Origin of the sequence: Sulfurospirillum sp. MES, assembly GCF_000789415.1 — a bacterium.
In the GTDB taxonomy this organism is placed as follows: Bacteria; Campylobacterota; Campylobacteria; order Campylobacterales; family Sulfurospirillaceae; genus Sulfurospirillum; species Sulfurospirillum cavolei.
The window spans coordinates 371209-397289 of sequence record NZ_JSEC01000002.1 but is presented as its reverse complement, the minus strand read 5'-3'; the positions used below and the strand labels follow the sequence as shown (position 1 = coordinate 397289).

Below are 26081 nucleotides of genomic sequence, written 5' to 3'. Positions count from 1 at the left end.
TATGAATAAGTACTTAGAGCAGTTAATTGAGCTTTCCAATTTAGACAAAGAGATTGACGATTTTGCGCCGCGCATCGCTAAAGTGGAGAAGACGTTAAAACTCTCTTTAGATAAAGAAAAAGAGCTAAAATCGCAAACCGAGGTTTTTCAAGCCGACATCGCCGACGCTAAACTCAAAAAAGCAAAAAACGAAGCACATTTGGCGGAACTTTCTGCTAAATTAAAAGATTTTACGAAAAAAAGTGCGTTGGTAAAAACGGCAAAAGAGATTAAAGCCTTGCAACTTGAAGAGGAAATCGCCAAAGAACAATGCGATTTTGCGAACGAAGAGATCGCTCGTTTGGAAAAAATCATCGAGCTAAAACAAAACAGCATCAGTGCCCTTCAAGAGAAAATCGCGCAAGCCGCAGCCGAAGCCGAAAAGATTAAAGAGACGATCGATTCGCAAATTCAAGCGATTGAAGAAGAACGCAAAAATGTTTACAAAGCCAAAGACGAATTGGTTTCCGATATGAGTCATAAAATTTTGACGTTTTACCAAAAAATTCGTAAATGGGCAGGAAACTCTACGGTCGTGCCGGTCAAAAAACAGGCTTGCTACGGATGTTTTATGCGTATCAACGATAAAACGTATGCGAGTGTTTTAAAACAAGACGATATCGTGACATGTCCTCATTGCGGTCGCATTTTATACAAAGAGATCGAGGAAGAGAAGGCGTAAGCGTTGCGCTTTGTCTATTACGGTGCGGCGGTGTTGCTCTACGTAGCGGCACTGCCTTTTTTAGTTTTCCTTTGCTTTAAATCCAAATATACGTTTTCGATTCCCGCACGCTTTTTTCTGAAAAATAACGCTCCTTTCGAACCGAATGCCCGTATGTGGTTTCACGCGTGTTCTTTAGGCGAGGTGCGATCGTTGAAGCCTTTGGTGGAGACTTTTGCGCCGAGCGACGTTCGCATTAGCGTTATGACGCAAACCGGATTTCGCGAAGCCGCTTTACTTCATACGGCGGTGCGTTATTTGCCGTTTGAAATTTTTTTACCGTTTTGGATACGCCCTCAAGACGTTTTAGTCGTGATGGAAGCCGAGCTTTGGCCGCTTTTGTTTATCAGCGCGAAAGCCAAAGGAATACGAACGGTGTTACTGAATGCAAGAATATCGGATCATTCCTATGCTTCGTACGCGAAATTTGCATGGTTTTACCGTTGGATTTTTCGCTACGTCGATACGGTATTGGCGCAAAGCGAAGAGGATAAGGAGCGTTTGGCTTTTTTAGGCGCGAAGCGCATCAGCGTCGTCGGCAATATCAAACAGTACCAACGCTACGGCGTTACGAAAGTTTACGATAAGCCGAAAAACAAGCGATTGATCGTCATTGCAAGTACGCATGAAAAAGAAGAGGCGTTGATCTTAGAGCATATCGCGATCAAAGAAAACGATACGATCGTCGTCGTACCCAGACATCCGGAGCGTTTTGAAAAAATTCGACGTTGGTTGGCATCGTATGCGACAGAGCATCGACGTTCATTTGACTCTCTTTCGCACAGCGAGAGCTTGGATAGCGATCTTATTTTATGCGACCAAATGGGACGCTTGATCGATCTTTATGCCGTTGCCGACGTGGTCATCTTAGGCGGCTCGTTTGTGGAAGGCGTCGGCGGGCACAATCCGCTAGAGCCTGCATTTTTCGGCGTTAAATTAATTAGCGGAGCATCGATCTTCAATCAAAAAGTGCTCTTTGAAGCGGTAGAAAACGCCAAAATCGTTGCGATCGACGCACTTTACGATGTTTTTGAACACATCGACGAAGTCCGTCCTTCTTTCATTACTCCCAAAGACGCGATTGAGCCTCTTTTGGAAAAAATCAGAGGAACAGACCATGATAGATAAAGCCTATAAACTTTTAGCCCTTCAAGAAAAAATTTCCAATCGCGCCGCAAAAGAGTTAATCGATCGAGGCGTTGTTTACGCGGCGGGAAAAAAAGTAAGTGTTGCGCGCGGAGAGTTGGACAGTTCGACGAAGTTTAAAGTCGAAAAAATCGCACCGATTCGCGTTTTATTTGAAGACGCGTTTCTTATGGCGGTCGATAAGCCGGCATTTATGACTTCCGAAGAGGTCGCCGAAGCGAAAAATTTACCGTTGTTACATCGTTTGGATCGCGAGACGAGCGGAGTTTTATTATTAACCAAAGACGATGATTTTCGTAAAAAAGCGGTCAATGCATTTAAAAAACGCGATGTTCAAAAAGAGTATATTGCGATCGTCGAAGGTAAAGTCGTTGAAGCTATGGAGATTAACGCTCCGATTTTGACGATTAAAAAGGGCAATACGGCGTACAGTAAAATTAGCGATGACGGTAAAGAAGCGATCAGTTACATCGAACCTTTAATGATCGAAGGTAAACGCTCCAAGATTCGCGTCAAGATCGAAACGGGACGAACGCATCAAATTCGCGTGCATTTAAAAAGTATCGGAGCTTCCATTTTAGGCGATACCGAATACGGCGGGCGTCCTTACAAACGCTTAATGCTTCATGCTTCCAAAATCGCACTTTTAGGGTATAAATTTGAGAGCAAAGAACCTGAAGATTTCATTAAATTCGCGGCAGTCTGATTTAGAATTGAGACACTCAAAAATACGATAAAATCGTTATTTATAAACAATAAGGCTCTTTTGAATATACGCAAAAATTAAGGTTTAATTTAGTTTAAAGTATTGGTTGGATACAATACGAACTCTTTTTCAAATGAAGATGTTTGAATAGCTTAGGAAGGATAATGCGTGTTTGAGGTTTTAACCGATTCATTTCGTACGGCCGTTAATAAAATTCGTTTCAGCGACGATGAAAAGTCGCTCAAAAATGCACTTGAAAATTTAAAAAAAGCATTACTCAAAGCCGATGTGCATCATAAAATCGTTCGAGACTTGCTCAAACAAGTCGAGATCGAGACTAAAGCGAAAGGCATCGGACAGGTTAATTTTTTACGCGCTCTCAAAACAAATTTAACGCAGATTTTGACGGTTCCCGGTCGCCAAGGATTCGTTTATGCGTCAAAACCGCCGACCAAAGTTTTGATGGTCGGTCTTCAAGGTAGCGGTAAGACGACGACGACCGTGAAATTGGCAAATTATTTAAAATTAAAACAGAAAAAAGTGTTGGTCGTCGCCTGCGATTTACAGCGTTTAGCCGCCGTAGAGCAGTTAAGACAGTTGTGTAGCGCTAACGAAATCGATCTTTATTTTGAAGAAAACGGTAATCCCGTAACGATTGCCAAAAATGCACTCAAAAAAGCCAACGAAGGCTTGTACGACGTCGTTTTGGTCGATACTGCGGGTCGATTGGCGATCGATGCAGAGTTGATGGATCAACTCGAAGCGATTAAAAAAGAGACCGCGCCCGATGAAATCTTTTACGTTGCCGATTCGATGACAGGTCAAGATGCGGTGCGAAGTGCGGTAAGTTTTCATGAAAAAATTACCTTAAGCGGCGTGATTCTCAGTAAATTCGACGGTGACGGTAAAGGCGGCGTAGCGTTAGGTATCGCCGAGCAAACCGGCGTTCCGCTTCGTTTCGTGGGCGTGGGCGAAAAAGTAGCGGATCTCGAGCATTTTATTCCCGATCGTATCGTTAACCGTTTAATGGGCGAGGGCGATCTTGAAACTTTGGCGGAGAAGACCGGTTCGATTATCAACGAGCAGCAAGCCAAAGCGATTACGAAAAAGATCAAAAAAGGCGAGTTTAACTTTAACGACTTTTTGGAACAAATGGAGCAGATGAAAAAGCTCGGAAGCATGAAATCGTTGATCGGGATGATTCCGGGACTCTCGTCGGTCGCGGGAAAACTTCAAGACGTCGATATGGAAAATTCCGTTGAAATGAAGCGCATCAAAGCGATGATCGGCTCAATGACCAAAAAAGAACGCGAAGATCCGGAGCTTTTAAACAACAGTCGCAAAAGAAGAATTGCGGAAGGCTCCGGACTTTCTCAAGTTGAAGTCAACCGCTTTTTAAAGCAGTTTGCCAATGCTGCGAAAATGGCAAAGAAGTTTTCGGGCAAAAAGGGAATGCAAGATTTGCAAAATATGCTATCCCAAAATAAACACGCACATCTTCGTTAAGATGTGACGGTTTATATCTACATGTAGACTTACATGTAGATATAAGTTGTAACAAACGAAACATAAACATAGGAGACCATAAAATGGCAACAGTTGTAAGATTAACACGAATGGGTAGAAACAAAACTCCGTTTTACAGAATCGTCGTAACGGACAGCAGAAAAAAACGCGACGGCGGTTGGATCGAGTCTATCGGTTATTACAATCCTCTCACTAATCCCGAAAGCATTAAATTCGATGCGGAGAGACTTGCTTATTGGAAAAGCGTCGGCGCAAAGCTTAGCGACAGGGTTGCAAAAATTACCGGTAAATAATGATGATTGATAAATTCCTCGAAGAGTTTGCAAAACTTTTGGTAGATAATCCTAAAGGCGTAAGAGTCGAACGAAGCGATGTCGACGGCAGTTTTTGCGAAGTGGTCATTTATGCGGACAAAATCGATACGGGTAAATTGATCGGTAAAGACGGCAAAATGATTAACTCGCTTAAAACGCTTATTTCCGGTTGTAAAGCCAAAGACGGCAAGTCTTATAGAGTTACCGTTAAAGCCAACGATGAATAATCAATCTTCTCTCATCGAAGTCGCCGTTCTCGGGCGACTCGTGGGACTTAAGGGAGAACTCAAACTTCATTTGGAGTGTGATTTTCCGGAACAGTTTAGAAAAGGCAAAACGTTTACGACCCAAAAAGGCGAAATGCTTGAAGTCTTTTCGTACCACCAAGCGCGCTCGCTCATCTCTTTTGTCGGCTATCTTGACCGAGAATCTGCCGTAAAGCTCGTCAATACTCAGTTGTTTACGTCGAAGGAAACTTCGCTTAAAGAGTGTGCGCTTCAAAAAGACGAATTCTTTTGGTTTGAGTTGATCGATGCTCGCGTGATCGATGAAGACGGGACGCTCTTAGGCACCGTCGATGAGATCGAGCGTATCGTAACGACGGATTATTTGGTAGTTCGAACCGATGCGGAGTTGGTCAAAAAAGGACATGTCACATCCTTTTATCTTCCGTATATCGAGCGGTATATTCTCTCGTTCGACCCAAGTGCAAAAGAGATACGTAGTAAAGATGCTTTAGGAATTCTGGAGAATTCGTGATGCGTTTTTCTTACGTGACGCTTTTTGAGGGATTGATCGCTTCGTATTTTGAAGATTCTATTTTGAAGAGGGCGATCGCCAAAGGGCTCTTAAGCGTGGATTTTTTTAATCCTCGCGATTTTACCGACAACAAACACGGTAAAGTAGACGACTATCAAGCCAGCGGCGGAGCAGGACTCGTGTTGTTTCCGCAACCGCTTTTTGATCTGTTACGTCGGATCAAAGAGTCTTCGCCCGAGGCATATATGATTTTTCCGACACCCGCCGGAAAACTTTTTACGCAAAACGATGCGAAACGCTTGGCGCAAAAAGAGCATATTGTTTTTGTTAGCGGACGGTATGAGGGGATCGACGAACGCGTTATCGAGACGTTCGCCGATGAGCTCTTTTGCATCGGGGATTATGTCCTAACCGGAGGGGAACTTCCGAGTTTGGTACTCAGCGATGCCATTAGCCGTAACATCAAAGGTGTTTTAGGCAACAGTGATTCGTTAAACGTGGAGAGCTTTGAAGAGCCTCTTTTAGAGGCCCCGTGTTTCTCAAAGCCGGCAATTTATGAAAATAAATCCGTGCCCTCAGAGTTTTTAAAGGGAAACCACGCTAAAATCACAAGCTTAAAAAATAAAATGTCTGAATCAAAGACGAAATATTTCAGACCGGATCTGTTTTCTCGCTTTAGCGTGAAGCATTAGAAATGATATAAAGGATGATGCAATGAGAAATAAATATATTGAAGCTTTTGAAGCAGGACAGATTTCTGCGAAGAATATTCCTGATTTTAGAGCAGGTGATACGATTAAAGTTGCCGTTAAAATTATCGAAGGCGACAAACAACGTGTTCAAAATTTTGAGGGTATCTGTATCGCAAGACGCGGAACCGGTACGGGTGAAACATTTATCGTACGTAAAATCGGTGCTAACGGCGTAGGCGTTGAGAGAATTTTCCCTATTTTCTCCGACAGTATCGAAGAAATCGTTGTCGTAAGACGCGGTATCGTTAGACGTTCAAAACTCTTCTATCTTCGTGATAGACGCGGTAAAGCTGCAAAAATTAAAGAACTTAGAAAATAATTTTTTTTCGAAGCGGTGGATGTCTTGGTTTCGCCGCTTCTTCTCCTTTTTTCTTCGCGTATCTTCTTTGAAAGTTTGTAATGTATCTTGATCAACGCTGTTTAACCTGTATTTACGACCAAAGTAAACGCGTGGGTACGCTCTTAAATCTAACGTCGGAACAAAAAAACGCTATCGACTCCTTGGCACGCCGATTGATTGAGGATTTTGACACCGATCAAACGCCGCCTCACAATGCCGCACCGCTTTATGAAGCGATGGCTCGGTTATTGGGCGTTAGGGATTTGTACGGCGACTTTAAAAAAGCTTCATCTCTCAAAGCCAAAGCCTTTCTCCCTTTATGTCAAACGCATATCGAGCAAAGCACCGCCCCTCTTCTAAGTGCACTTAAAACCGCCGTGGCGGGTAACGTGATCGATTTGGCGGCGGTTATGCTCTACGACCTCTCCGAAGAACTGGAAAAAATCTATCATACCCCTTTTGCAATCGATGATTTTTCGGCATTGCAAGCAACACTTCAAAAAACGCACACCTTAGTTTACCTTGCGGACAATGCGGGGGAAGAAATGTTTGATAAACTGTGCATTCAGACGATTCGAAGGCTTTACCCGACGATCGACGTCTATTATTTCGTGCGCGGTCGACCGATTATTAACGATTTGACGTATGAAGATGCTATGGCTTCAGGCATGGACGAAGTGGCAACGCTTGTCGACAGCGGCGTTCCGACGCCCGGATTGGCGTTTGAGCTGATGTCGCCGTCGGCTCGAGAGCTTTTTGAAAAAGCCGACTGTATCCTTTCCAAGGGCATGGGTAATTTTGAATGTCTGAACGAACGAAGCGATGATCCGATTTTTTTTCTTTTTAAAGTCAAATGTCAGGTTGTCGCCGAAGCCGTAGGGGCAACGCTCGGCGACATCGTGTGTAAAAAATCTTAAAGTTCGCTATAAGCTTGTTGTAATTTTCTCACGCCTTCATCGATTTGCTCTAAGCTCGAGTTGGTATAGTTGAGTCTTCCGTAACCGCTTTCATGTTTATCGGCAAAGAAAACCGAACCGGGCACAAAGGCAACCCCTTTTTGAATGGCAAGGTCGAACAGTTTCATACTGTCGTTGCATTTTTTAAAATGAACCCAAATAAACATACCGCCCTCCGGTACGACAAAATCGATACTCTCGCCAAAATAACGTTTGAGTGCCGCTACCATCGCATCGCGTTTCGGACGATAATAATCGACGAGGCTTTTGACATGTGCTTGCAATTCGCCGCTTTGCATCATGCGCGCGCAGACGAGTTGAAAAAATTTGGAATTTTGAAGGTCCGTACTCTCTTTGGAAAGGGTTAACGCACTGATAATCTCTTTGGGTGCTTTGATCCAACCGATACGAAAATCCGGTGCCAAAGTTTTCGAAAACGTTCCCAACGCCACGGTCCATTCGGGTAAGAGATCGGCAAACGAAGTCGTCGATACGCCTTCGTAGCGAAGCGCTTCGTACGGGCTATCTTCCAACAAGATGACGTGATATGCTTTCGCCAAACGCACTACTTCAAGACGGGTTTGCATGGTGTACGAATAGCCTGTGGGGTTTTGAAAAATCGGTATCGTATAAAAAAATTTGGGACGATGGGTTTTAAAAAGAACTTCCAAGGCTTCGGTATCAACGCCATCAGGCGTTAAGGGTGCCGCTTTGATCGTAACGTCGTACATGCGAAAAAGCCCCAATGCCGCAAGATAGCTTGGGTCTTCGACGATAATGCAATCGTTCGGGTCTAAAAACGTTTTACACATCAAATCAAGCCCTTGTTGAGAGCCGTTCGTTAACATAATCTCTTCTGCGTGCGTGTCGCGGTAGTGTTTGGCGATTTGCTCTTTGAGGGCGGGAACGCCTGAAGCATTGCTGTATTGGAAAAGACGATTGTCTTTTTCGGCAAAAAGCGCTTTGGAGTGTTTTTCGATAGCATCCGCCGGAAACAACGCCGCATCGGGAAGTCCGCCGGCAAAAGAGATAATCGTATTTTGTGCCGTCAAATCTAAAATCGTTCGCGTAAACGAACGTGAAGCGGTTGTGATGCGTTTGGCTAATTTGGTTTGCATAAGAAGAGCCTTTTTCAAAATATAAAGCGTTATTATAGAAAAGATACGATGAAATAACCACCGATAAACACCGATTTCCTTTGTCCGTTTGTGCTATAATTGTTGCATGAAACATAAAAGAACGACTCAAAACGACCATATCGAGCGTATCAACGAAACGTTGTATGCGATTCATGCCGACTTGTCGCAAAATTTAAGCGTCGAAACCTTGGCGGGTAACGTTGCGATGTCGGTCTTTCATTTTAACCGCATTTTTAAAGAAGTCGTCGGCGAGAGCGTTCATGCGTATGCGAAGCGCGTCAAACTCGAACATGCCGCCAACGTGTTACTTTTCACGCCCGAGGCAACGATTACGCACATTATGCGCGAAGTCGGATTTCACTCCAATGCTTCTTTTACGCAGGCTTTTAAAGAAAACTTCGGCGTTACGCCCAGTAAATGGCGCGAAGTCGACCAAATCAATGCCCATCGCGATTTGAGTTTCTCGGGGAAACCCTTACATGTCAAAGTGGCGGCGATGCCTTCGTTCGAGGTTGCCTACGTTCGGCATAAAGGTTACGACAAGAGTATTCAAACCGCATGGTTAAAACTTCAGGCGTGGGCATTGCAAGAGGGTATCGCGTTTAACGCGCAAACCATGATCGCCCTGCACCATAGTAATCCGCGTTTTGTCGAGGCTTCTAAATGCCATTACGTTGCGTGTTTGGAGCTTCCCAAAACACGCAAATTTTACCGAAGCGGTGAAATCGGCGTGATGAAAATACCGCAAACCTTTTGCGCAATTTTCTCGTTGCAAGGCGTCTACGGCGATTTGAAAAAGTATATGGACGTCATTTACCATGAATGGTTCCCTAAAAGCGATTATGAAAAAGTCTCTTTACCTTCGTTTGCGATCTATCGGCAAAACCACTTCATCGATCCGTGCGAACGGTTCGACCTCGACTTTTGCGTTCCCGTACGGTTTAAGTAAACGCCGGATTTTGATCGCATCTTTATTTTTTAAGAGTATAATTTTGCAAAAAAAGAAGCTTCATGATGAAATATCCTCCCTTATTTATTAGTGCAACCAATACCGATATCGGTAAAACCTATACGACGCTTAGGTTGCTTGAAACATTGAGCGAACAAGGCTTGAAAGTCGGCGTGATGAAACCTATCGAGACGGGCGTAGCTCCTGTTCCTTTAGACGGGACGCTTTTGTTCAAGACTGCCAAAGCGCACAATAAGGCGTTAGAATCGTTGACGATTCACGACATCGTTCCGTACCGGTTTGAATTGCCCGCGGCGCCGTATGTCGCCAAAGGACGTAAAAAAATCGATCCGGACGTTTTACGCCATGCTTATGAAAAGATCGAAGCTTTAAGCGACATCGTTTTGATTGAGGGGGCGGGCGGTTTGCTCGTGCCGATCGAAGAAGATTTTTACATGTACGATCTGATGCGCCTTTTTAACGCCCGAACGCTCTTGGTGGCGCACGATAGATTAGGGTGCATCAACGATTTATTGCTTAATTTGCATTTGTTGGATTCTTTAGGCGTCGATAACTACGAATGGTGCGTCAATTCCAAATGCGCGGAGGATCGTGCGGCGTTTGAGAAGATTTCCCTGCCGTTTTTAAAAAAACTCTTCGGCAGGGTTTTAAGCGTGCAAGACGATATGTCCGCAATCGCACGCAGTTTAGTAACTTACCGTGACGTTAACGCGAATATAGTCTAACGGACGATCGGAGTATTTGACGATCGGTTGGTTTTTATAATACGCGGTGTTGCGAAAAAGCGGCGCACCGTCGTTTCGTTCTTCGTAACGCGTCGTACAACGTCTTTGCGTTTTATACGTCGGTCCCGAATTGTTTTCCGCAACGTTTTTTCCGACCATCGTTCCGACCACCGCTCCGCCGATCGTTGCCGCCGTTTTACCCGTTCCGCCGCCGACTTGATGACCTAAAACGCCGCCGGCGACACCGCCGATAATCGCACCCACGGTTCCTTCGTTTCCCGAAGAGGAAGAGGGCACTTCGACTTGTTCGTCCCAACACTCTTGATACGGAACGCTTGTGGATGAGCCGTGGTATTCTCGTTGGCTATTGGAGACGCGAACGTCTTCTTGAAACGTAAAACTTTCGGCATAAAGTGCAGAAGCGAAAAGGCATAAGCATGAGAGATAAAGGTGTTTTTTCATAACGTTTTTCTCCTTTTTTTCGGAATTGTAGCACATCTTGAACAATAAAACGTTAATCAAACTTACAGTCATGCTTTGTTACAATTTTGGCAGATTTTGCAAGGAGCAACGCGTGAAACATTTGATCAATACGCGAGATTTTTCGTTGGAAGAAGTCGAACATATCTTGGCGCGCGCCGATGAATTTTTAGACGAAAAACCAAGAGATATTTTGAACAATAAAACGGTCATTACGATTTTTTTCGAAAATTCGACGCGAACGCGCAGTAGTTTTGAAATTGCCGCAAAACGGCTCGGTGCGATGGTCGTGAGTTTGGACGTTTCGCGTAGTTCTTCGAGCAAGGGCGAAACGCTTTTCGATACGGCGGCCAATCTTGATGCCATGGGACCCGATGCGATCGTCGTGCGACATAAAAGTTCCGGTGTTCCGCATATTTTAGCCAATTACGTCAATTGCCCTATCGTAAACGGCGGCGACGGCTCGCATGCCCATCCGACGCAGGCTTTGTTGGACCTTTTTACGATGCGACGCCATTTCGGCGACGTGCGCGGTAAAAAGGTCGCGATCGTCGGCGATATTAAAAATTCCCGCGTCGCCAACAGCAATATCGAGCTTTTAGGCCGTATGGGCGTCGAGGTTATTTTGGTCGCTCCGCCGCATTTCCTACCGCAAACGCATTTACGTACCTCCCATCGCATCGAAGAGGTGATCGACGACGTCAACGTCATCATGAGCCTTCGCACGCAAACCGAACGCCATACCAATCAAATTTACGCTTCGCTCAAAGATTATGCGACCGATTTTTGCATTACGTCTAAGTTGATGAAAGATCGCGATATTATCGTTTTGCATCCAGGCCCCGTGCATCGTAACGTGGACGTAGACGATTTTATGATGAAAGATCCGCGGTCTAAGATTTTGGAGCAGGTTAAAAACGGCGTTGCCGTTCGAATGGCGGTTTTGGAGAAGCTGATTGCCCATTGAGTTTGTTCAAACGCTCAATCGCTTCGGACAACAACGTACGCCTTTTTTCTTTGTCGTCGATTATAACATTAAACAGTTTTACGCCCAAGCGCTTTCAACGCTTGATCCGGATATTTTGTATGCGCTCGATGCCGAGCCTCCTTCTTTGAAACAGACGTTTACGTTTGAAAAATCGTTTCCGGATTTTCACAATTACCTTCGTAAAATCGAGGCGGTTCAAGAAGCAATACGCTCGGGTAATACCTACCTTCTCAATTTGACCGCACCGACGTTGTTGCGCGGCGATTTAGACCTTCGCGCGATTTTTTATGCGGCAAACGCACCGTTTAAACTCTTTTTTAAAGATCGGTTCGTCTGCTTTTCGCCCGAACGTTTCGTCAAAATCGAAAACGATTGCATTATGGCGTATCCGATGAAGGGAACGATCGATGCAAGCATCGATAATGCGAAAGAACGTATTTTAAACGACGAAAAAGAAAAAGCCGAACATGTGATGGTCGTCGATCTTTTACGCAACGATCTCGCACGTGTCGCGACAAACGTCCGTGTCAAGCGTTTTCGTTACGTCGAGGCGATCCAAGCGGGCGAAAAAGAGCTTTTACATGTCAGTTCGCATATTAGCGCATGCTTGGAGCCGACATGGCATGATCGTATCGGCGAGATTATCGCCGATTTATTGCCGGCGGGGTCGATCAGCGGAACGCCGAAACGAAAAAGCGTCGAGTTGATCGAGCAAATCGAAGGTTATGACCGCGGCTTTTTTACCGGAATTTTCGGCGTATACGACGCAAAAGGGCTAAACAGTGCGGTGATGATCCGTTTTATCGAAAAAACCGATGAAGGGTTTGTCTACAAAAGCGGCGGAGGAATCACGCTTTTAAGCGATCCGCTGAAAGAGTACGAAGAGGTGTGCCATAAAGTTTATATCCCCGTGCTTTGAAACGATCAAGGCCGTTGATGGCACGTTATTGCATTTGGAGTACCATCAAGCCCGCTTCGATCAAACGAGGCGAGCACTGTTTACATGTCAAGAGCCGATCGCGCTTTCACGAGCGATCATTCCGCCTTGCCGCGGCGTTTTTCGGGTGCGCGTCGAATACTGTGAAACGATTACGCACATCGACTACCGCGCGTACGAACCTACACCGATCCAGACGATCGCTTTGGCCGAAAGCCCGCTTGCGTACGACTACAAATATTGCGATCGCGAAGCGTTGAATCTGCTGAAACGCGACGATACCGATGAGGTGTTGATCGTTCGTCACGGCGAATTAAAAGATACGACGATTGCCAATATCGCTTTATGGATCGACGGCGAATGGAAAACGCCTTTGTGTCCGCTTTTGGCAGGAACGACACGGGCAAGATTGCTGGCGCAAGGGAAGATTAAAGCCGAAAGTTTATCCGTAGGAGACATTCAAAAAGCCCGAAAATTTGCTATAATGAATGCTCTTAGAGGATTTGAAATTCTTGAAAACGTATGTGTGAAGGATTAAGTATTGAATTGGGATTTATCCGCTTTATACAAGCACGAATCTGACTTAGAAGCAGATTTGAACGAGGCACGAAATCGTGCGATCGGTTTTGAGAACGTCTGCAAAGGCAAGCTCAAAGAGCTGAGCGGTCACGAATTTTTAGAATCGATTCGTGAGTACGAGGCGATTAACGAGATTTTGGGTCGCATTATGACGTATGCTTTTTTAAACTTTGCGACCGACAGCGACAAAGGCGGTTTTTTCGCCCGTTACCAGCAAGAACAAAGCCGTATCGGCGAGCATTTGCTTTTTTTCGAACTTGAATTTAACAAACTAACGAAAACCAAACAAGAAGAACTCATCGCGTTAAGCCCGCATTACGCCTTTTATTTAGAATCGCTCATCGAAGAAAAACCCTATCAGCTTTCTCAAAAAGAAGAGCGTATTTTATTGAAAAAAGAGATGACGTCCGCTTCGGCGTTTAGCCGTTTGTTCGATGAACACTTTAGCCGATTGACGTTTAACTTTGAAGGCAAAAAGCTCTCCGAAGAAGAGATTCTCAGCAAGCTTCAAGACCCCTCCCGCGAAGTGCGCAAAAAAGCCGCCGACGCTTTTACGAAGGGCTTAAAACCCCATCAGCCTTTGTTAGCGTATATTTTTAACATGATCAAAACCGATTTGGCAAGCGAATGTGAACTTCGCGGTTATAAAAATGCCGAACAACCGCGCCATTTAGACAATAAAATCACGCAAAAAAGTGTCGATGCGCTCATCGCCGCCGCCGAAAACAGTTTTCACCTCGTGCATGAATATTATGCGTTGAAAGCCAAGCTTTTGGGATTGGAAACGTTGTACGAGTACGATCGTTACGCACCTTTGGAAGAGAGCAAGGCGTGCTATGATTTTGAAAACTCGAAACAGATCGTCTTAGACGCGTTTGCCAAATTTAATCCCAAATTTTACGAGATCGCTTCAACGGCATTTACGCAAGGTTGGATCGACGTTTTTCCTCAAACGAAAAAACGCGGCGGCGCATTTTCACATCCGGCGACGCCTAGCACGCATCCGTACGTGTTGCTCAACCACACCGATACGCGGCGTGATCTGTTTACCTTGGCGCACGAGCTTGGGCATGCGATTCATCAGTATCTTTCTCGCGACGTCGGTTATTTAGGCAGCGATACGCCCTTAACGACCTCCGAAACCGCTTCGGTTTTTGCCGAAATGCTTGTTTTCGACGCCATTAAAGAGGGATTGAGCTTAGACGAAAAACGCTCTTTATATGCCAGTAAAATCGAAGATATTTTTTCAACGCTTTACCGTCAGATCAACTTTACGACGTTTGAACGCAAAGTGCATGCGCATGAAGGCGAATTGGATACGGCAACGTTCAATCGTTACTGGATGCAAGAGAGTCAAAAGATGTTCGGCTCAAGCATTACGCTCAGTTCCAATTATCATTTGTGGTGGAGTTATATCCCGCATTTTATTCATTCTCCGTTTTATTGCTATGCGTACAGTTACGGGCAACTGTTGGTACTGGCGTTGTACGGTTTGTATAAAAAAAGCGATAAAGCGACGTTTGTACAACACTATACGAGTTTTTTAAGTGCCGGAGGAAGTCAAAGTCCTAAGACGTTGATTCAAAAGTTCGGATTTGACATCGACGACGAGCGTTTTTGGCTTTTGGGTATCGGCGAAATCGAAAACTTACTCCAAGAATTCAAAGGAATGTGCGATGCTTGACGCTTTATTGGGGGACGAAGAGTTTTGTCAATTGATGAAGAAGCACGGTAAAGAGATGGTAGAGTTGCTTTTAAAGCGAGGCGTTCATTTTTCCGTTTTGACCAATATCGCCGATGTGACGTTTGAGCCGGAACTTCCGCCTGAAATTCGACAAAATTTTAAACCCATTACGATGTTTTATTTGGCGGGTTATACGTTTGAAAGTACGCAGGTGTATAACGGGACGATCAGTTTTGAAGCGGGATTCGGAAGTCATAATTTCGGCTCTTTGGTGACGTTTCCGTTGGAGTCGATTTTACAAATTATCGTCGAGGAAGTGCCTATTTTTATTAACCTCGGTACCGCTTCTAGCAAAAAAACACCCAAAGAAGACAAATCAAACGGGCTTCAACGCTCCATGAGCGCGTTTCTCTCCAATCCCCACAATCAAAAATTGATTAAAAAATAACAAAGGATCGAAGAAGGCGGGTTGTACGAAACAGCCCGCTTTGATTCTTACATGTAAGCTTTACATGTAAGAAGTCGTTAACTCTTTAGCTCTTGTTTGCTCATAATGTAATTAATGACGTTATCGATCAAAGCATCGTGTTTGCGGTCTTTGATATGGCAAAGATAGAGCATTCGCGTGAGTTTAAGCCCTTTCATTTTCGTCGTAAACAGTAAGCCTTGCTCGACCTCTTCGCTGATAATATGTTTCGAGAGAATCGATACGGTCGGCTTTTCTTCGATGTTGGCTTTCATGAGCGTATTTTTGACGGCGGTCGAACTTGTGACGATACTTTTGACCTTAAAGCTTTTGCAGTCGATGTCCATCTTCTCAAACGTTTCGTGAATAATTTTACGCGTGTTGGACTCCTCTTCGCGACAAATCCAATTGTAGGAGAGTAAATCTTCTTTGCGAACGATTTTGGGAAGCGGGGAACGGCTGGTAATGACCAATTCGTCTTCAAGCCATTCGCGATAGATAATCCCTTCTTGGAAAATCGGTGCTTCGATCAATGCCAAATCGATTTTTTTATCGAGCAGTTTTTCGGTAATACCCGCGGCGTCTTCAACTTTCAGCATCACGTTGTTTTTAATCGCTTCTTGGATGTCGTTGAGAAAGTTGGGCAGGATATAGTTTCCGATGACGGGAGAGGCTCCCAAGACGAAAATAACCTCTTTGTTGACGAGTCGTAACATCTCTCGTTCCGCCGCTAAAATCTGTTTTTCGAGTTTAATCGCGACTTTGAAAAGTTCTTCGCCGGCCGTCGTTAATTTAATGCCGTTTTTTTTACGATCGACGATTTGCGTATCCAGATACTCTTCTAAAAGCTTAATTTGCTGCGTTACGGCGGGCTGACTGATGCCGAGTTTTTTAGAAGCTTTTGAAAAGCTTTTTTCGCGAACGACCGTCAAAAAGGTTTCTATTTTGGAGAAATCTTTTAACATAAAAATCCTTGTAATTTCGTAGTGTATAACCGTGCTTCGTTTGAGCATTTTATTATAACCAAAAATAATAGTAAAAACAATGACGACCTGCTTTGCGCGCTCTTTAGAGGTTTGCTTAAACTTTTTTTGCTATAATAAAAATAAAAAGTAGACCGAACGATGCAAGATGCAGCCACACTGAACGAATCGCAACAAAAAGCCGTTGAATGTATCGACGGTCCTATTTTGATTTTGGCGGGAGCCGGTAGCGGTAAAACGAAAACGATCACCGCTCGCTTGGCGTACCTTTTAGACCAAGGCATTCCTCCGTCCAATACGTTGACCCTAACGTTTACCAACAAAGCCGCAAGCGAAATGCGCGAACGTGCGATGGCATTGCTGGGAGATCACCAGTCGTATCCTCCGCTATTGTGTACGTTTCACAAATTCGGGTTGCTTTTTCTGAAGTTTCACATCGAGAAAATCGGGCGAAAAAACAGCTTTGTCGTGATCGATACCGATGATAAAAAACGCATTTTAAAAGCACTCAATACTTCGACGGAGTTACCGACCGGTATGATCTCAAGCGAAATTTCGCGCTATAAAACTTCCTTGCTCGATCCGCAAACGGCATGGGAAAAAGCCGAACAAAAGCACTATCAAAGCATCGCTAAAATCTACGAACGTTACGAAACGTATCTGCAAGAGAACAATTTGGTCGATTTTGACGATTTGCTGGTTTTACCCTATCTCATTTTAGAAAAAGACGAAGCCTTGTGTGAAGAGATGAGCCGACGTTATCAGTACATCATGGTCGACGAATATCAAGACACGAACGAATTGCAGTACAAACTGCTTCGCAAACTCTGCCATACGCACAACAATCTTTGCGTCGTCGGCGACGACGATCAAAGTATTTACGGTTGGCGCGGCGCAAACATCAAAAATATTTTGGAATTTCACGAATCGTTTGAGGACGTGACGATTATTAAGCTTGAAAAAAATTACCGCTCAAGCGCTCAGATCCTTAAAGCCGCCAACGATTTGATCGATCATAACCGCGGACGTATCGGAAAAGTTTTGGAGAGCACCAAAGGCGAGGGAAAAGAGATCGAAGTGATCGAATCGAGCGACGAGAATCAAGAAGCGTCCACGATCGCCAAGCGCATTAAAAAATTGATTGAAAGCGGCGTCAATCCTAAAGACATTGCCGTTTTGTACCGCATTAACGCCTTAAGCCGTTCCTTGGAAGAGGGACTCAATAAAGCGCAAATTCCTTACAATATGGTCGGCGGCGTCAAATTTTACGAGCGTGCGGAAGTCAAAGACGTGATTAGCTATTTGCGTATGATCGCCAATCCGCATGACGATTTCTCCATCAAACGCATTATCAACCGCCCTAAACGCGGACTCGGGAAAGTGACGATGGAGCGTATTTTTAAAGCTGCGTACGATCAACGTTTATCGGTGTACGAATACATCGGTAAAAACGAAGAGATCATCGAGAAAGAAGCGACGAAAAAAGCGGCCGTCGCCCTCAAAGCGTTTGTACAAAATATCGACCGTATGCGCGAGATTCAACAAACTTCTACCTACGACATGATCGATGCGATCGAAGAGGCGTTTGCGATCAAGTCCTATTACGACAACCAGCCCGATTCGGTGGAAAGACTTTCAAATATCGACGAATTTTACGGACTTTTCCGCGATTACGTCAAACAAAATCCGCAGATGAACGTGGACGATTTTCTCAACGAACTTGCGCTTCAAAGCGACCAAGATCAAATCGACAGTGAAAATATTTCAATTATGAGCATTCATGCCAGCAAAGGATTGGAGTTTGAATACCTTTTCGTTATCGGATTGGAAGAGGGTTTTTTCCCGTTGATCGGAGACGGAAGCGATATCGAAGAAGAAAGACGCTTGGGCTACGTCGCGATTACGCGTGCGAAAAAAGAGTTGACGCTGAGTTATTCGAGTAGCCGTTTTTACAAAGGACGCCGCGCCGAACTCAGTAAAAGCCGCTTTCTTAAAGAGGCGGGCGTCTGTGAGGGAAGTTTGATTTTTGAAAAGACGACGTCGTTTAAAAAAGGCGATTTGGTCAAACATAAGATTTTCGGTATCGGTCGCGTAAGCGAAGTCAGTAAAGTCGGCAGAGAATTCAAACTTCAAATTAATTTTAGCGGAACGAAACGCGATATTTTGGCGTCGTTCGTGGAAAAAATCTAATGTCAAATCGCCTTTTTGTCGCTTATAAACCCGAGGGTACGGTATGCAACCATTTTTTAAGCCGCATCAAACGACGCTACGGCGTTAAAAAAGCGGGCTTTTCGGGAACGCTTGATCCGTTTGCCAAAGGCGTTTTGATCGTTGCTTTCGGAAGTTATACCAAGCTTTTTCGTTTTTTGAAAAAAGCTCCCAAGCGTTATCGCGCGACGCTTTGGATCGGCGCGCATAGTCCGAGTTTGGACATCGAGAAGATCGATCGCGTCGAGCAGATGATGCCTTTTCACCCCGATTCGATCGCCATTGTTTTAAAGAGTATGATCGGGCGAATAACTTACGTACCGCCTAAATATTCGGCAAAGAAGATCGAAGGCGAACGCGCGTACGATTTGGCGCGTGCCGATAAAGCGTTTGAGCTCAAACACATTACCAGCGAGGTTTTTGACTGTACGTTGGTGCATTACGCGCATCCGTTTTTAACCTTTGATATCACGATTTCAGAGGGCGGTTACGTACGCAGTATCGGCGAAATGATCGCACGAAAATTGGGATTTGAGGGAGCTTTAAGCGCTTTGGAACGCTTGAGCGAAGGCGATTTTACGTACGAAAACGAACGCGCTTTAGCTCCTTTAGATTATCTGGATTTACCGAGAAATACGTATTGGGGTGATCCGAGCGATATTGCATTGGGTCGAAAGCTTGCTGTTGAAAATTTCGAATGCCGCGACGAGGGCGTCTATGCCCTCGTCATCGATGAGGTCTTAAGCATTGTGCAAATCAGCGCAAATGGAGTAGAATATCTTCTCAATTCACTATCGCTCAAAGGCGTTACATGTTAATACTTACACGAAAAACCGGCGAGGGCATCGTTTTAAACGACAACGTCACGATACGCGTCGTTGAAATTTCCAAAGGCGTCGTGAAACTCGGTTTCGATGCGCCCAAAGAGACGTTGATTTTGCGTGAAGAGCTAGCGCGCGCCATCAAGCAAAGCAACATTGAAGCCAGTCGACATGTCGAAACGGAACTGCTTTTAAGTCTCAGCCAAAAGCTCAAATAATGCACTATTTCGCTCACGCTAAAGTCAATATTTTTCTGAAAATCGTCGGTACGCGCGGAAACTATCACGAACTTTATTCCCGATTTATGCGCGTTCGCGATCTGTACGACACGCTTTCTTTCGTCCCGAAACAAACGACGCAAGCGTTTGAATTGGTCGGTGATTTTAATTGTGCGCTCGAACACAATACGCTTTACAAAATCTATCGCGTTTTGCAAGAGCAGGGATTTTCCAAAGAGATCGAGCGCGTGATGCAAATGTACGCCTTACATGTCAAGAAACAAATTCCGACGGGAGCGGGTCTTGGCGGCGGAAGCAGCGACGCGGCAACCTTTTTACGGATGCTAAACGACAGGGCAGGGCTTTTCTTATCGAACGAAGAGATGATGCGTATCGGCTCGCGCGTGGGAGCCGACGTCGCTTTTTTCGCCTCTGGCTATGAAAGTGCCAACGTCAGCGGCATCGGCGAAACCGTCTCATTATACGAAGAAGAGGCGTTGGAACTTGAGGTTTTCACGCCAAATCTTGCATGCGACACCGCACGCGTCTATACGACTTTTCGGGAGTTTTTTTTAGCATCGATCGCGCCGCAAGACGCTTTGCCTATGCTTTCGTGCAAAAGCGCGGAGCTTTTAGCGTCGTATGAACCTCAAAGGCTCAACGACTTGTACGCCGCGTGTTTAAAAGCCTACCCTGAGCTTCCGACGATGGCAAAAGAGGGATGGTTTTTTAGCGGTAGCGGCAGCAGTTTTTTTCGAATTAAAGCACACTAAAAGAGGTTTTTAAATGGGTGAACCCGTTGCACGCAATAAAAAAGCGTATCACGATTATGAAATTTTAGAAAAATTAGAAGCGGGAATCGTCTTGCAAGGCAGTGAGGTGAAAGCCATTCGCCAAGGCAAAATCAATCTCAAAGATTCGTTCGTACGATTGATTAAGGGCGAAGCGTTTTTACTTAATGCGCATATTTCGCATTTAAGTACCGCCAATCCGCATTTTACGCCGAACGAACGAAGCGATCGTAAATTATTGCTTCATATCAAAGAACTTCGAAAATGGGATGCCAAAGTCGCAAAAGAGGGGCTGACGATCGTTCCTTTGTCGGTTTATTTTAACGCCAAAAACATCGTTAAAGTCGAAATTGCTTTGGTGCGCGGTAAAAACTTGCACGACAAGCGTGAGGATTTGAAGCGCAAAGATGCGGAACGAGAGGCTAAAACGGCTATCAAAAATCATCTTTATAAAGAGTAATTTACATATTATTTATATAAAGCATGTAGAATTTTGAAAAAATGAGGATGATCTTATGAAACATTTCTTACGACTTTTTTTGACAATAATGTCACTAATGTTTTTTATCGGCTGCGACTCTTCGACGCCCAAAGCATCGCCTAGCGTCGTCGAACCCTTTAAAGACGGCGATAAAGTCGAACTCAAAAGCGTTTCGGGCGCGAAAATAACGCTTTTGCGCCAAAACGGCGGATTTGTGATCGAAGACGATGAAGAGAAGATTCTTATGTTTGATATCTTCGGTACGTTTTGTGCACCTTGCCAAGAGGAAGCTCCTTCGTTGATGGACTTTCAGTTGCAAAACGCCGACAACGTGATGTTAATAGGTCTCAACTTCTTTGAAGAGGTGAGCGACGAGTACGTGGTTGAAAATTTCGCCGCGAAATACAACGCCTATTATTTTATCAGTAACGCGGCTACCAATAAACGTTTGGTCGAGACGATTTTACGCGATATTCAGTATAAAGCGACGTTGCAAGTTCCTTTTAAAGTCGTTTTGAAAAAAGGCGTTTATCAAAACGTTCGGGATATTTATACAAATCTTCCCGACACTAAATTTTACATCGGTAAAGTCGGTTTGGACGTGATTCAACGCGACATCGACCGTATCGTGGAAAAGTAGGAAAATATGCATTCAAAGGCGCAAGGGGAAGTTCAAAACGACACTGCCGAAGCGATCAGGGTTCAAGAGCCTAAACTCTATAAAGTTTTGCTTTTAAACGACGATTACAGCAGTATGGATTTTGTGATTAAAGTCTTGATGCAAGTCTTTCATCATCGTTTTGAAAAAGCCGCCGAAATTATGTTAAACGTACACGAACAAGGCAAAGGCTTATGCGGCGTTTACGTTTACGAAATCGCCGAAACCAAAGTGGCACGCGTGCGTAAAATGGCGAAAGAGGAGAAATTTCCCCTTCGCGCCGTCATGGAAGAAGATTGAAAGGATGAAAAATGGTTAGTCAAGAACTCAACTTCGTTTTCAACGACGCGATGACGTTCGTTCGCAAACATCGCTATGAATATATCACGATCGATCATCTTTTTTACGCGCTTTTAAGCAACGAGAGTATCGTCGATCTCCTGATCAATTGCGGCTTAAGCATTACGTTCTTGCAACGTTCCATGGAAAAATATTTTGCCGCACATCCTCAAATCGTACCGAACGAAGAGAATTACGAGCCCGTCGAAACGGTTGCGTTAACGCGCGTCATCGAAACCATGATGTTACATGTCAAAAGTGCGGGGAAAAGCGAAGCGAACGTCTACGATCTTTTGATCGCGATGATGGACGAGCCCAACGCTTTTTGCGTTTCGCTCTTGGTTCAACAAGGCGCGGACAAGCTCTTGATTACCGAAGAGGTTACGGCGATGAGTGCACCGGAACACAAAAAGAGCGAAAACGACGAAGAAGCGGGCGAAAGTGCTTTGGCAAAATACACGCTCGATCTCATCGCTTTAGCCAAATCCCATCAAATCGATCCGCTCATCGGACGAAGCGAAGAAGTTGCCCGCGTGATGCAAGTGTTGTGTCGCAGAAAGAAAAACAATCCGATCTTAGTCGGAGAACCCGGCGTGGGTAAAACGGCGATCGTGGAAGGTTTGGCCAAAAAAATCAGTGAAAACGACGTTCCCGAAATTTTGAAAAACACGCCCGTTTATGCCCTTGATATGGGCTCTTTACTTTCAGGAACCAAGTATCGAGGCGATTTTGAGAAACGTCTCAAGGAGATTTTGAGCGAACTCGAGCAAAAAAAAGGGGCGATCTTATTTATCGACGAAATTCATACGATTGTGGGAGCGGGTGCAACCGGAAGCGGTTCGATGGACCTTTCCAATTTGTTAAAACCCTCTTTGGCGTCGGGAAAGATTCGTTGTATCGGCGCGACGACGTACGGAGAGTTTCGTAATTTCTTCGACAAAGACAAAGCACTCAGCCGTCGTTTTGCCAAAATCGACGTTTTAGAGCCGAGCATCGAAGACTCGTTTTTGATCTTAAAAGGGTTGAAAAGCAGTTACGAAAAGCACCACGGCGTCAAATACCCGAATGAAGTGATTCGCGCATCGGTCGAGTTGGCGAAAAAATATATCAACGATAAATTTTTACCCGATTCGGCGATCGATCTGATCGATGAAGTGGGGGCGTCGTTTCATCTAGCGAAAAAACGTAAAAAAGTTGTAGAAATGAGCGACATTGAAGCCGTACTCTCACGCGTAGCGCATATCCCAAGTCCGAACGTCAGCAAAGACGAGGGCGAGATTATGCAACACTTAGAAGCGCACCTTAAAGCGAAAATTTTTGGACAAGACGCCGCGATCGAGGCGTTGGCAAAAGCGATCAAACGTAGCCGTGCGGGACTTGGAAATCCGACCGCACCGATCGGAGCGTTTTTATTTGCAGGGCCTACGGGCGTGGGAAAAACCGAAGTCGCCAAACAGCTTGCGTATGAATTGGGCGTCCATTTCGAGCGTTACGATATGAGCGAATACATGGAAAAACATACCGTCAGCCGCCTGATCGGCGCACCTCCGGGATACGTCGGTTACGATGAGGGCGGACAGCTCAGCGAAGCGATCAAAAAGCACCCGTATACCGTATTACTCTTAGACGAAATCGAAAAAGCGCATCCCGATATGCTGAACATTTTGCTCCAAATCTTTGACAGCGCGACGTTGACGGACAATAACGGAACCAAGATCGATTTTCGCAACGTTATCATCATTATGACTTCCAATCTGGGAACGAAAGAAGCCCCGACGATGGGCTTCACGAAGAGCGAGAGTTCGCGAACGGATCATGCGATTAAAGAGTTCTTCTCTCCCGAGTTTAGGAACCGCTTGGATGAGGTGATTCATTTTGCGCCTTTGAGCGAATCCGTGATGATCCATGTCGTAGAGAAGATGTTAAACGAACTTAGCGATCAGCTTAAAAACAAACATGTCGAAATTCAAGCTACGCCGGCGGCTAAAAAATACCTTGCCGCGGAAGGGTACAGCAAAGAGATGGGCGCGCGCGTGATACGTCGCGTGATTGCCGAACAAATCAAAACGACCCTCTCTGAAGAGGTGCTTTTCGGTCGCTTGAAAAACGGCGGGCTTTGCCGTATCGATTGTAAAGCCGATCAATTGGTTTTCACGTACAGCGGTGGCAACTAAAATCCTTATTCCCAAACTGCATCCGCACGAGCATACGTTTCCCGATCCTCGTTGCGCGAGCGAAGAGGGACTTTTAGCATGGGGAGGCGATTTGAATTCCGATCGCTTGTTGCGTGCTTACGAACAAGGCATTTTCCCGTGGTTCAACGAGGGCGATCCGGTGTTATGGTGGTCTCCCGACCCGCGACTTATTCTTTATCCGAATGCGATAAAAATTTCCAAAAGTTTAGCCAAAAGCCTCAAACATTTTGAGATTCGCTACGACACTTGTTTTGAAACGGTGATGCGTCAATGTTGGCAAACGCGGTTGCAAAAGGGACAAAACAGCTGGATTAGCGAAGCGTTAATCGAAGCGTTTTGCGACTTACATGTCAAAGGCTTTGCTCATTCGGTCGAAACGTTTTTCGAGGGAGCTTTGGTCGGCGGTTTGTACGGGTTGCATTTGGGCGGTATGTTTTGCGGCGAGTCGATGTTCTCAACAAGACGCGATGCTTCTAAAGCCGCATTGGTCGGACTTTGCCGAAAAATAGATGCTTTGGGAAGCGATTTTATCGATTGTCAATTGCCGACCGATCATCTCAAATCTTTAGGAGCAATCGAAATAAACCGCGAGACGTTTTTGGGCTTTGTCCGCGAGACGGTGAATAAAAAGACGATTCAACCGTGGAATACCCCTATCTCGTCGGAGCCTTTAGAAGCGTTGAAGCTTTAAGCGGTCGTTGAAGCGTCTAAGATTAGTTTATAAAAAAAAGAGTATGATGCATTCACGGTTTTAGCGGCGGCGGGCTTTTTAAAGCCTTGGTTCAAACTTTTACTTTTATTTTATGTTTCTCTTCTCGTGAAACCATAAATGGAAAACAAAAGGATGGAAAACAAGTTTTCGGACACGTAAGCGAGTCTGAAAATAGGAAAACAAAGAAATGGAAAACAAACATGGAACACACTCAACAACACTACCTTTTTACCTCAGAAGTCGTTAGCCCCGGACATCCGGACAAATGCGCGGATATTATCGCCGACAGTATCGTCGATACGCTTTTAATCAACGATAGCAATTCACGCGTCGCCAGCGAAGTTTTCGTTGCAGGCAAACACGTCGTCATCGGCGGTGAAGTCAATACCAAAACGATTCTCTCGTTTGAAGATTATGAAAAAATCGTCAAAGACGCGCTGATTAAGATCGGCTATAACGGCAAATCGGCCTTTACCAAAGCGCAATGCCTCCATCCGGACGATCTTAAAGTGCAAGTATTACTCAATCAACAAAGTAGCGACATTAATCAAGGCGTCGATCAAGAAAGCGGCGAGATCGGTGCGGGCGATCAAGGCATTATGTTTGGATTTGCTTCGTGCGAAACGGCGGATTTGATGCCCGCCGCGATTACGTACGCACGTATGTTGTGCGATAAAGTGTATAACTACGCTTTGATTCACAACCATAAACTCGGGGTTGATATTAAAACGCAAGTGACCGTCGATTACGGTACGAAAAAAAATTTTGAAGAGTGCAAGCCTTGGCGTATTCATACGATCGTCGTTTCGGCTCCTTCCAACGAAAATATGACGATCGAAGAAGTGCGTTCGTTGATTAAAGGTCTGATCGACGATACGGGGCTTCCGACGGAACTTTACGATCCGAACAATACGATTATTCACATCAATCCCACCGGACGTTACGTCAACCATAGTTCGCTTCACGATTCGGGTTTAACCGGACGCAAGCTCATCGTCGATAGCTTCGGCGGCTACTCTCCTATCGGCGGAGGCGCGCAATCGAGCAAAGATTATACGAAAGTAGATCGTAGCGGTCTTTATGCCGGACGTTGGATTGCGAAAAATATCGTTGCGGCGGGTTTGGCGAAAAAATGTTCCGTTCAACTCTCCTACGCGATCGGCGTAGCAAAACCCGTTTCCGTTTCGGTCGATACCTTCGGAACGTTTACGAGTATCGGAGACGACGAGCTTTCGCAATTTGTTTACGAAACGTTCAGCTTAACGCCTCGCTGGATTACGCGTAAATTCGGATTGGACAAACCAGGCCCCGATACGTTTTTGTATGCCGACGTCGCGGCACGCGGGCAAGTCGGTCAAAGCGACTATCCGTGGGAACAACTCGACGCCGTCGAATTATTTAAAAACCTCAAAAAATAAAAAACACTCAGATCGAACGAAGCTTACAT

General features: G+C 45.0%; 30 protein-coding genes. 27 read left to right on the top strand and 3 right to left on the bottom strand.

The features are described 5' to 3' along the window. The first annotated feature begins 1 nt into the window (after position 1). The 10 genes from OA34_RS05525 (at position 2) to OA34_RS05480 (ending at position 7221) form a co-directional block, all read left to right on the top strand. Positions 2-721, top strand: coding sequence for a zinc ribbon domain-containing protein (locus OA34_RS05525; RefSeq protein WP_039673184.1), 720 nt, complete (start codon positions 2-4; stop codon positions 719-721). 3 nt (positions 722-724) lie between these two features. Continuing rightward, positions 725-1888 carry a lipid IV(A) 3-deoxy-D-manno-octulosonic acid transferase gene (waaA, locus tag OA34_RS05520; protein WP_039673182.1) on the top strand — a complete coding sequence of 388 codons (1164 nt, stop codon included), beginning with the start codon at positions 725-727 and terminating at the stop codon, positions 1886-1888. After that, entirely contained in the window at positions 1878-2612 is a 735-nt protein-coding gene (locus tag OA34_RS05515) for an RluA family pseudouridine synthase (protein ID WP_039673180.1), read from the top strand. Before waaA ends, OA34_RS05515 begins: the two co-directional genes overlap by 11 nt. Before the next feature lie 168 nt (positions 2613-2780). Then, a complete protein-coding gene (gene ffh, locus OA34_RS05510; protein ID WP_039673178.1) occupies positions 2781-4118 on the top strand; it encodes a signal recognition particle protein in 1338 nt (445 codons plus the stop codon). Positions 4119-4201: 83 nt separating this feature from the next. Continuing rightward, on the top strand, positions 4202-4432 hold the full coding sequence (rpsP, locus tag OA34_RS05505) for a 30S ribosomal protein S16 (RefSeq protein ID WP_039673177.1): 231 nt from the start codon (positions 4202-4204) through the stop codon (positions 4430-4432). Positions 4433-4434: 2 nt separating this feature from the next. Further along, positions 4435-4680 (top strand): KH domain-containing protein, encoded by a 246-nt coding sequence (locus OA34_RS05500; protein WP_039673329.1) that lies wholly within the window; start codon positions 4435-4437, stop codon positions 4678-4680. After that, entirely contained in the window at positions 4673-5212 is a 540-nt protein-coding gene (gene rimM / locus OA34_RS05495) for a ribosome maturation factor RimM (protein ID WP_039673175.1), read from the top strand. Before OA34_RS05500 ends, rimM begins: the two co-directional genes overlap by 8 nt. Beyond that, the gene (gene trmD / locus OA34_RS05490; protein WP_039673173.1) at positions 5212-5904 is read left to right on the top strand and encodes a tRNA (guanosine(37)-N1)-methyltransferase TrmD; all 693 of its coding nucleotides are present in this window, start codon (positions 5212-5214) and stop codon (positions 5902-5904) included. The genes rimM and trmD overlap by 1 nt, the downstream gene beginning before the upstream one ends. Positions 5905-5926: 22 nt before the next feature. Continuing rightward, positions 5927-6283, top strand: coding sequence for a 50S ribosomal protein L19 (gene rplS / locus OA34_RS05485; RefSeq protein WP_039673171.1), 357 nt, complete (start codon positions 5927-5929; stop codon positions 6281-6283). A gap of 80 nt (positions 6284-6363) precedes the next feature. Continuing rightward, entirely contained in the window at positions 6364-7221 is an 858-nt protein-coding gene (locus tag OA34_RS05480; protein WP_039673169.1) for a damage-control phosphatase ARMT1 family protein, read from the top strand. Here OA34_RS05480 and OA34_RS05475 read toward each other — a convergent pair. Next, positions 7218-8378, bottom strand: coding sequence for an aminotransferase-like domain-containing protein (locus OA34_RS05475; RefSeq protein WP_039673168.1), 1161 nt, complete (start codon positions 8376-8378; stop codon positions 7218-7220). The two genes, OA34_RS05480 and OA34_RS05475, sit on opposite strands and share 4 nt — an antisense overlap. A 106-nt stretch (positions 8379-8484) precedes the next feature. Here OA34_RS05475 and OA34_RS05470 point away from each other — a divergent pair, with 106 nt between their 5' ends. Next, positions 8485-9348: an AraC family transcriptional regulator gene (locus OA34_RS05470; protein WP_039673166.1), complete on the top strand. Its 864-nt coding sequence runs from the start codon at positions 8485-8487 to the stop codon at positions 9346-9348. A gap of 62 nt (positions 9349-9410) precedes the next feature. Then, the gene (gene bioD, locus OA34_RS05465; RefSeq protein WP_286682872.1) at positions 9411-10094 is read left to right on the top strand and encodes a dethiobiotin synthase; all 684 of its coding nucleotides are present in this window, start codon (positions 9411-9413) and stop codon (positions 10092-10094) included. Here bioD and OA34_RS13575 read toward each other — a convergent pair. Beyond that, complete coding sequence (locus OA34_RS13575; protein ID WP_286682871.1) at positions 10056-10556, bottom strand: glycine zipper 2TM domain-containing protein; 501 nt, start codon at positions 10554-10556, stop codon at positions 10056-10058. The two genes, bioD and OA34_RS13575, sit on opposite strands and share 39 nt — an antisense overlap. 112 nt (positions 10557-10668) lie before the next feature. Between OA34_RS13575 and OA34_RS05455 the strand changes: the two genes are divergently transcribed. Genes OA34_RS05455 through OA34_RS05435 form a run of 5 tightly spaced genes read left to right on the top strand, consistent with a single transcriptional unit; the run spans position 10669 to position 15210 of the window. After that, positions 10669-11541 (top strand): aspartate carbamoyltransferase catalytic subunit, encoded by an 873-nt coding sequence (locus OA34_RS05455; protein WP_039673164.1) that lies wholly within the window; start codon positions 10669-10671, stop codon positions 11539-11541. After that, the gene (locus OA34_RS05450; protein WP_286682870.1) at positions 11531-12481 is read left to right on the top strand and encodes an aminodeoxychorismate synthase component I; all 951 of its coding nucleotides are present in this window, start codon (positions 11531-11533) and stop codon (positions 12479-12481) included. Before OA34_RS05455 ends, OA34_RS05450 begins: the two co-directional genes overlap by 11 nt. A gap of 28 nt (positions 12482-12509) precedes the next feature. Beyond that, positions 12510-13037, top strand: a complete 528-nt coding sequence (locus tag OA34_RS05445) for an aminotransferase class IV (protein ID WP_286682869.1) — start codon at positions 12510-12512, stop codon at positions 13035-13037. Positions 13038-13040: 3 nt separating this feature from the next. Continuing rightward, on the top strand, positions 13041-14762 hold the full coding sequence (locus OA34_RS05440) for a M3 family oligoendopeptidase (RefSeq protein WP_039673160.1): 1722 nt from the start codon (positions 13041-13043) through the stop codon (positions 14760-14762). Beyond that, positions 14755-15210: a hypothetical protein gene (locus tag OA34_RS05435; RefSeq protein ID WP_039673158.1), complete on the top strand. Its 456-nt coding sequence runs from the start codon at positions 14755-14757 to the stop codon at positions 15208-15210. Before OA34_RS05440 ends, OA34_RS05435 begins: the two co-directional genes overlap by 8 nt. Positions 15211-15287: 77 nt before the next feature. Here OA34_RS05435 and OA34_RS05430 read toward each other — a convergent pair whose 3' ends face one another. After that, a complete protein-coding gene (locus OA34_RS05430) occupies positions 15288-16193 on the bottom strand; it encodes a LysR family transcriptional regulator (RefSeq protein ID WP_039673156.1) in 906 nt (301 codons plus the stop codon). Between the two features lie 159 nt (positions 16194-16352). Between OA34_RS05430 and OA34_RS05425 the strand changes: the two genes are divergently transcribed. The 10 genes from OA34_RS05425 to metK all read left to right on the top strand — a co-directional run bounded on the left by OA34_RS05425 (position 16353) and on the right by metK (position 26052). After that, positions 16353-18401, top strand: coding sequence for an ATP-dependent helicase (locus tag OA34_RS05425; protein ID WP_039673154.1), 2049 nt, complete (start codon positions 16353-16355; stop codon positions 18399-18401). Beyond that, a complete protein-coding gene (gene truB, locus OA34_RS05420) occupies positions 18401-19237 on the top strand; it encodes a tRNA pseudouridine(55) synthase TruB (RefSeq protein WP_039673152.1) in 837 nt (278 codons plus the stop codon). The genes OA34_RS05425 and truB overlap by 1 nt, the downstream gene beginning before the upstream one ends. Then, the gene (gene csrA / locus OA34_RS05415; RefSeq protein ID WP_039673151.1) at positions 19231-19458 is read left to right on the top strand and encodes a carbon storage regulator CsrA; all 228 of its coding nucleotides are present in this window, start codon (positions 19231-19233) and stop codon (positions 19456-19458) included. The genes truB and csrA overlap by 7 nt, the downstream gene beginning before the upstream one ends. After that, positions 19458-20231, top strand: coding sequence for a 4-(cytidine 5'-diphospho)-2-C-methyl-D-erythritol kinase (locus OA34_RS05410; protein ID WP_039673149.1), 774 nt, complete (start codon positions 19458-19460; stop codon positions 20229-20231). Before csrA ends, OA34_RS05410 begins: the two co-directional genes overlap by 1 nt. Before the next feature lie 13 nt (positions 20232-20244). Next, a complete protein-coding gene (smpB, locus tag OA34_RS05405; RefSeq protein ID WP_039673147.1) occupies positions 20245-20709 on the top strand; it encodes an SsrA-binding protein SmpB in 465 nt (154 codons plus the stop codon). A 97-nt stretch (positions 20710-20806) separates the two neighbouring features. Continuing rightward, complete coding sequence (locus tag OA34_RS05400; protein WP_286682868.1) at positions 20807-21370, top strand: thioredoxin domain-containing protein; 564 nt, start codon at positions 20807-20809, stop codon at positions 21368-21370. Between the two features lie 6 nt (positions 21371-21376). Continuing rightward, complete coding sequence (locus OA34_RS05395; protein ID WP_039673143.1) at positions 21377-21688, top strand: ATP-dependent Clp protease adaptor ClpS; 312 nt, start codon at positions 21377-21379, stop codon at positions 21686-21688. A gap of 11 nt (positions 21689-21699) precedes the next feature. Further along, positions 21700-23901, top strand: coding sequence for an ATP-dependent Clp protease ATP-binding subunit ClpA (gene clpA / locus OA34_RS05390; protein WP_039673141.1), 2202 nt, complete (start codon positions 21700-21702; stop codon positions 23899-23901). After that, positions 23891-24613: a leucyl/phenylalanyl-tRNA--protein transferase gene (gene aat, locus OA34_RS05385; RefSeq protein WP_286682867.1), complete on the top strand. Its 723-nt coding sequence runs from the start codon at positions 23891-23893 to the stop codon at positions 24611-24613. The genes clpA and aat overlap by 11 nt, the downstream gene beginning before the upstream one ends. Positions 24614-24834: 221 nt before the next feature. Next, complete coding sequence (gene metK / locus OA34_RS05380; RefSeq protein ID WP_039673139.1) at positions 24835-26052, top strand: methionine adenosyltransferase; 1218 nt, start codon at positions 24835-24837, stop codon at positions 26050-26052. Positions 26053-26081 lie beyond the last annotated feature (29 nt).

Coding starts and splice junctions, on each gene's coding strand:
- OA34_RS05525 (WP_039673184.1), top strand. CDS start 2: ATGAATAAGTACTTAGAGCAGTTAATTGAGCTTTCCAATTTAGACAAA.
- OA34_RS05515 (WP_039673180.1), top strand. CDS start 1,878: ATGATAGATAAAGCCTATAAACTTTTAGCCCTTCAAGAAAAAATTTCC.
- rpsP (WP_039673177.1), top strand. CDS start 4,202: ATGGCAACAGTTGTAAGATTAACACGAATGGGTAGAAACAAAACTCCG.
- OA34_RS05500 (WP_039673329.1), top strand. CDS start 4,435: ATGATTGATAAATTCCTCGAAGAGTTTGCAAAACTTTTGGTAGATAAT.
- rimM (WP_039673175.1), top strand. CDS start 4,673: ATGAATAATCAATCTTCTCTCATCGAAGTCGCCGTTCTCGGGCGACTC.
- trmD (WP_039673173.1), top strand. CDS start 5,212: ATGCGTTTTTCTTACGTGACGCTTTTTGAGGGATTGATCGCTTCGTAT.
- rplS (WP_039673171.1), top strand. CDS start 5,927: ATGAGAAATAAATATATTGAAGCTTTTGAAGCAGGACAGATTTCTGCG.
- OA34_RS05480 (WP_039673169.1), top strand. CDS start 6,364: ATGTATCTTGATCAACGCTGTTTAACCTGTATTTACGACCAAAGTAAA.
- OA34_RS05475 (WP_039673168.1), bottom strand. CDS start 8,378: ATGCAAACCAAATTAGCCAAACGCATCACAACCGCTTCACGTTCGTTT.
- OA34_RS05470 (WP_039673166.1), top strand. CDS start 8,485: ATGAAACATAAAAGAACGACTCAAAACGACCATATCGAGCGTATCAAC.
- bioD (WP_286682872.1), top strand. CDS start 9,411: ATGATGAAATATCCTCCCTTATTTATTAGTGCAACCAATACCGATATC.
- OA34_RS13575 (WP_286682871.1), bottom strand. CDS start 10,556: ATGAAAAAACACCTTTATCTCTCATGCTTATGCCTTTTCGCTTCTGCA.
- OA34_RS05435 (WP_039673158.1), top strand. CDS start 14,755: ATGCTTGACGCTTTATTGGGGGACGAAGAGTTTTGTCAATTGATGAAG.
- OA34_RS05430 (WP_039673156.1), bottom strand. CDS start 16,193: ATGTTAAAAGATTTCTCCAAAATAGAAACCTTTTTGACGGTCGTTCGC.
- OA34_RS05425 (WP_039673154.1), top strand. CDS start 16,353: ATGCAAGATGCAGCCACACTGAACGAATCGCAACAAAAAGCCGTTGAA.
- truB (WP_039673152.1), top strand. CDS start 18,401: ATGTCAAATCGCCTTTTTGTCGCTTATAAACCCGAGGGTACGGTATGC.
- csrA (WP_039673151.1), top strand. CDS start 19,231: ATGTTAATACTTACACGAAAAACCGGCGAGGGCATCGTTTTAAACGAC.
- OA34_RS05410 (WP_039673149.1), top strand. CDS start 19,458: ATGCACTATTTCGCTCACGCTAAAGTCAATATTTTTCTGAAAATCGTC.
- smpB (WP_039673147.1), top strand. CDS start 20,245: ATGGGTGAACCCGTTGCACGCAATAAAAAAGCGTATCACGATTATGAA.
- OA34_RS05400 (WP_286682868.1), top strand. CDS start 20,807: ATGTTTTTTATCGGCTGCGACTCTTCGACGCCCAAAGCATCGCCTAGC.
- OA34_RS05395 (WP_039673143.1), top strand. CDS start 21,377: ATGCATTCAAAGGCGCAAGGGGAAGTTCAAAACGACACTGCCGAAGCG.
- clpA (WP_039673141.1), top strand. CDS start 21,700: ATGGTTAGTCAAGAACTCAACTTCGTTTTCAACGACGCGATGACGTTC.
- metK (WP_039673139.1), top strand. CDS start 24,835: ATGGAACACACTCAACAACACTACCTTTTTACCTCAGAAGTCGTTAGC.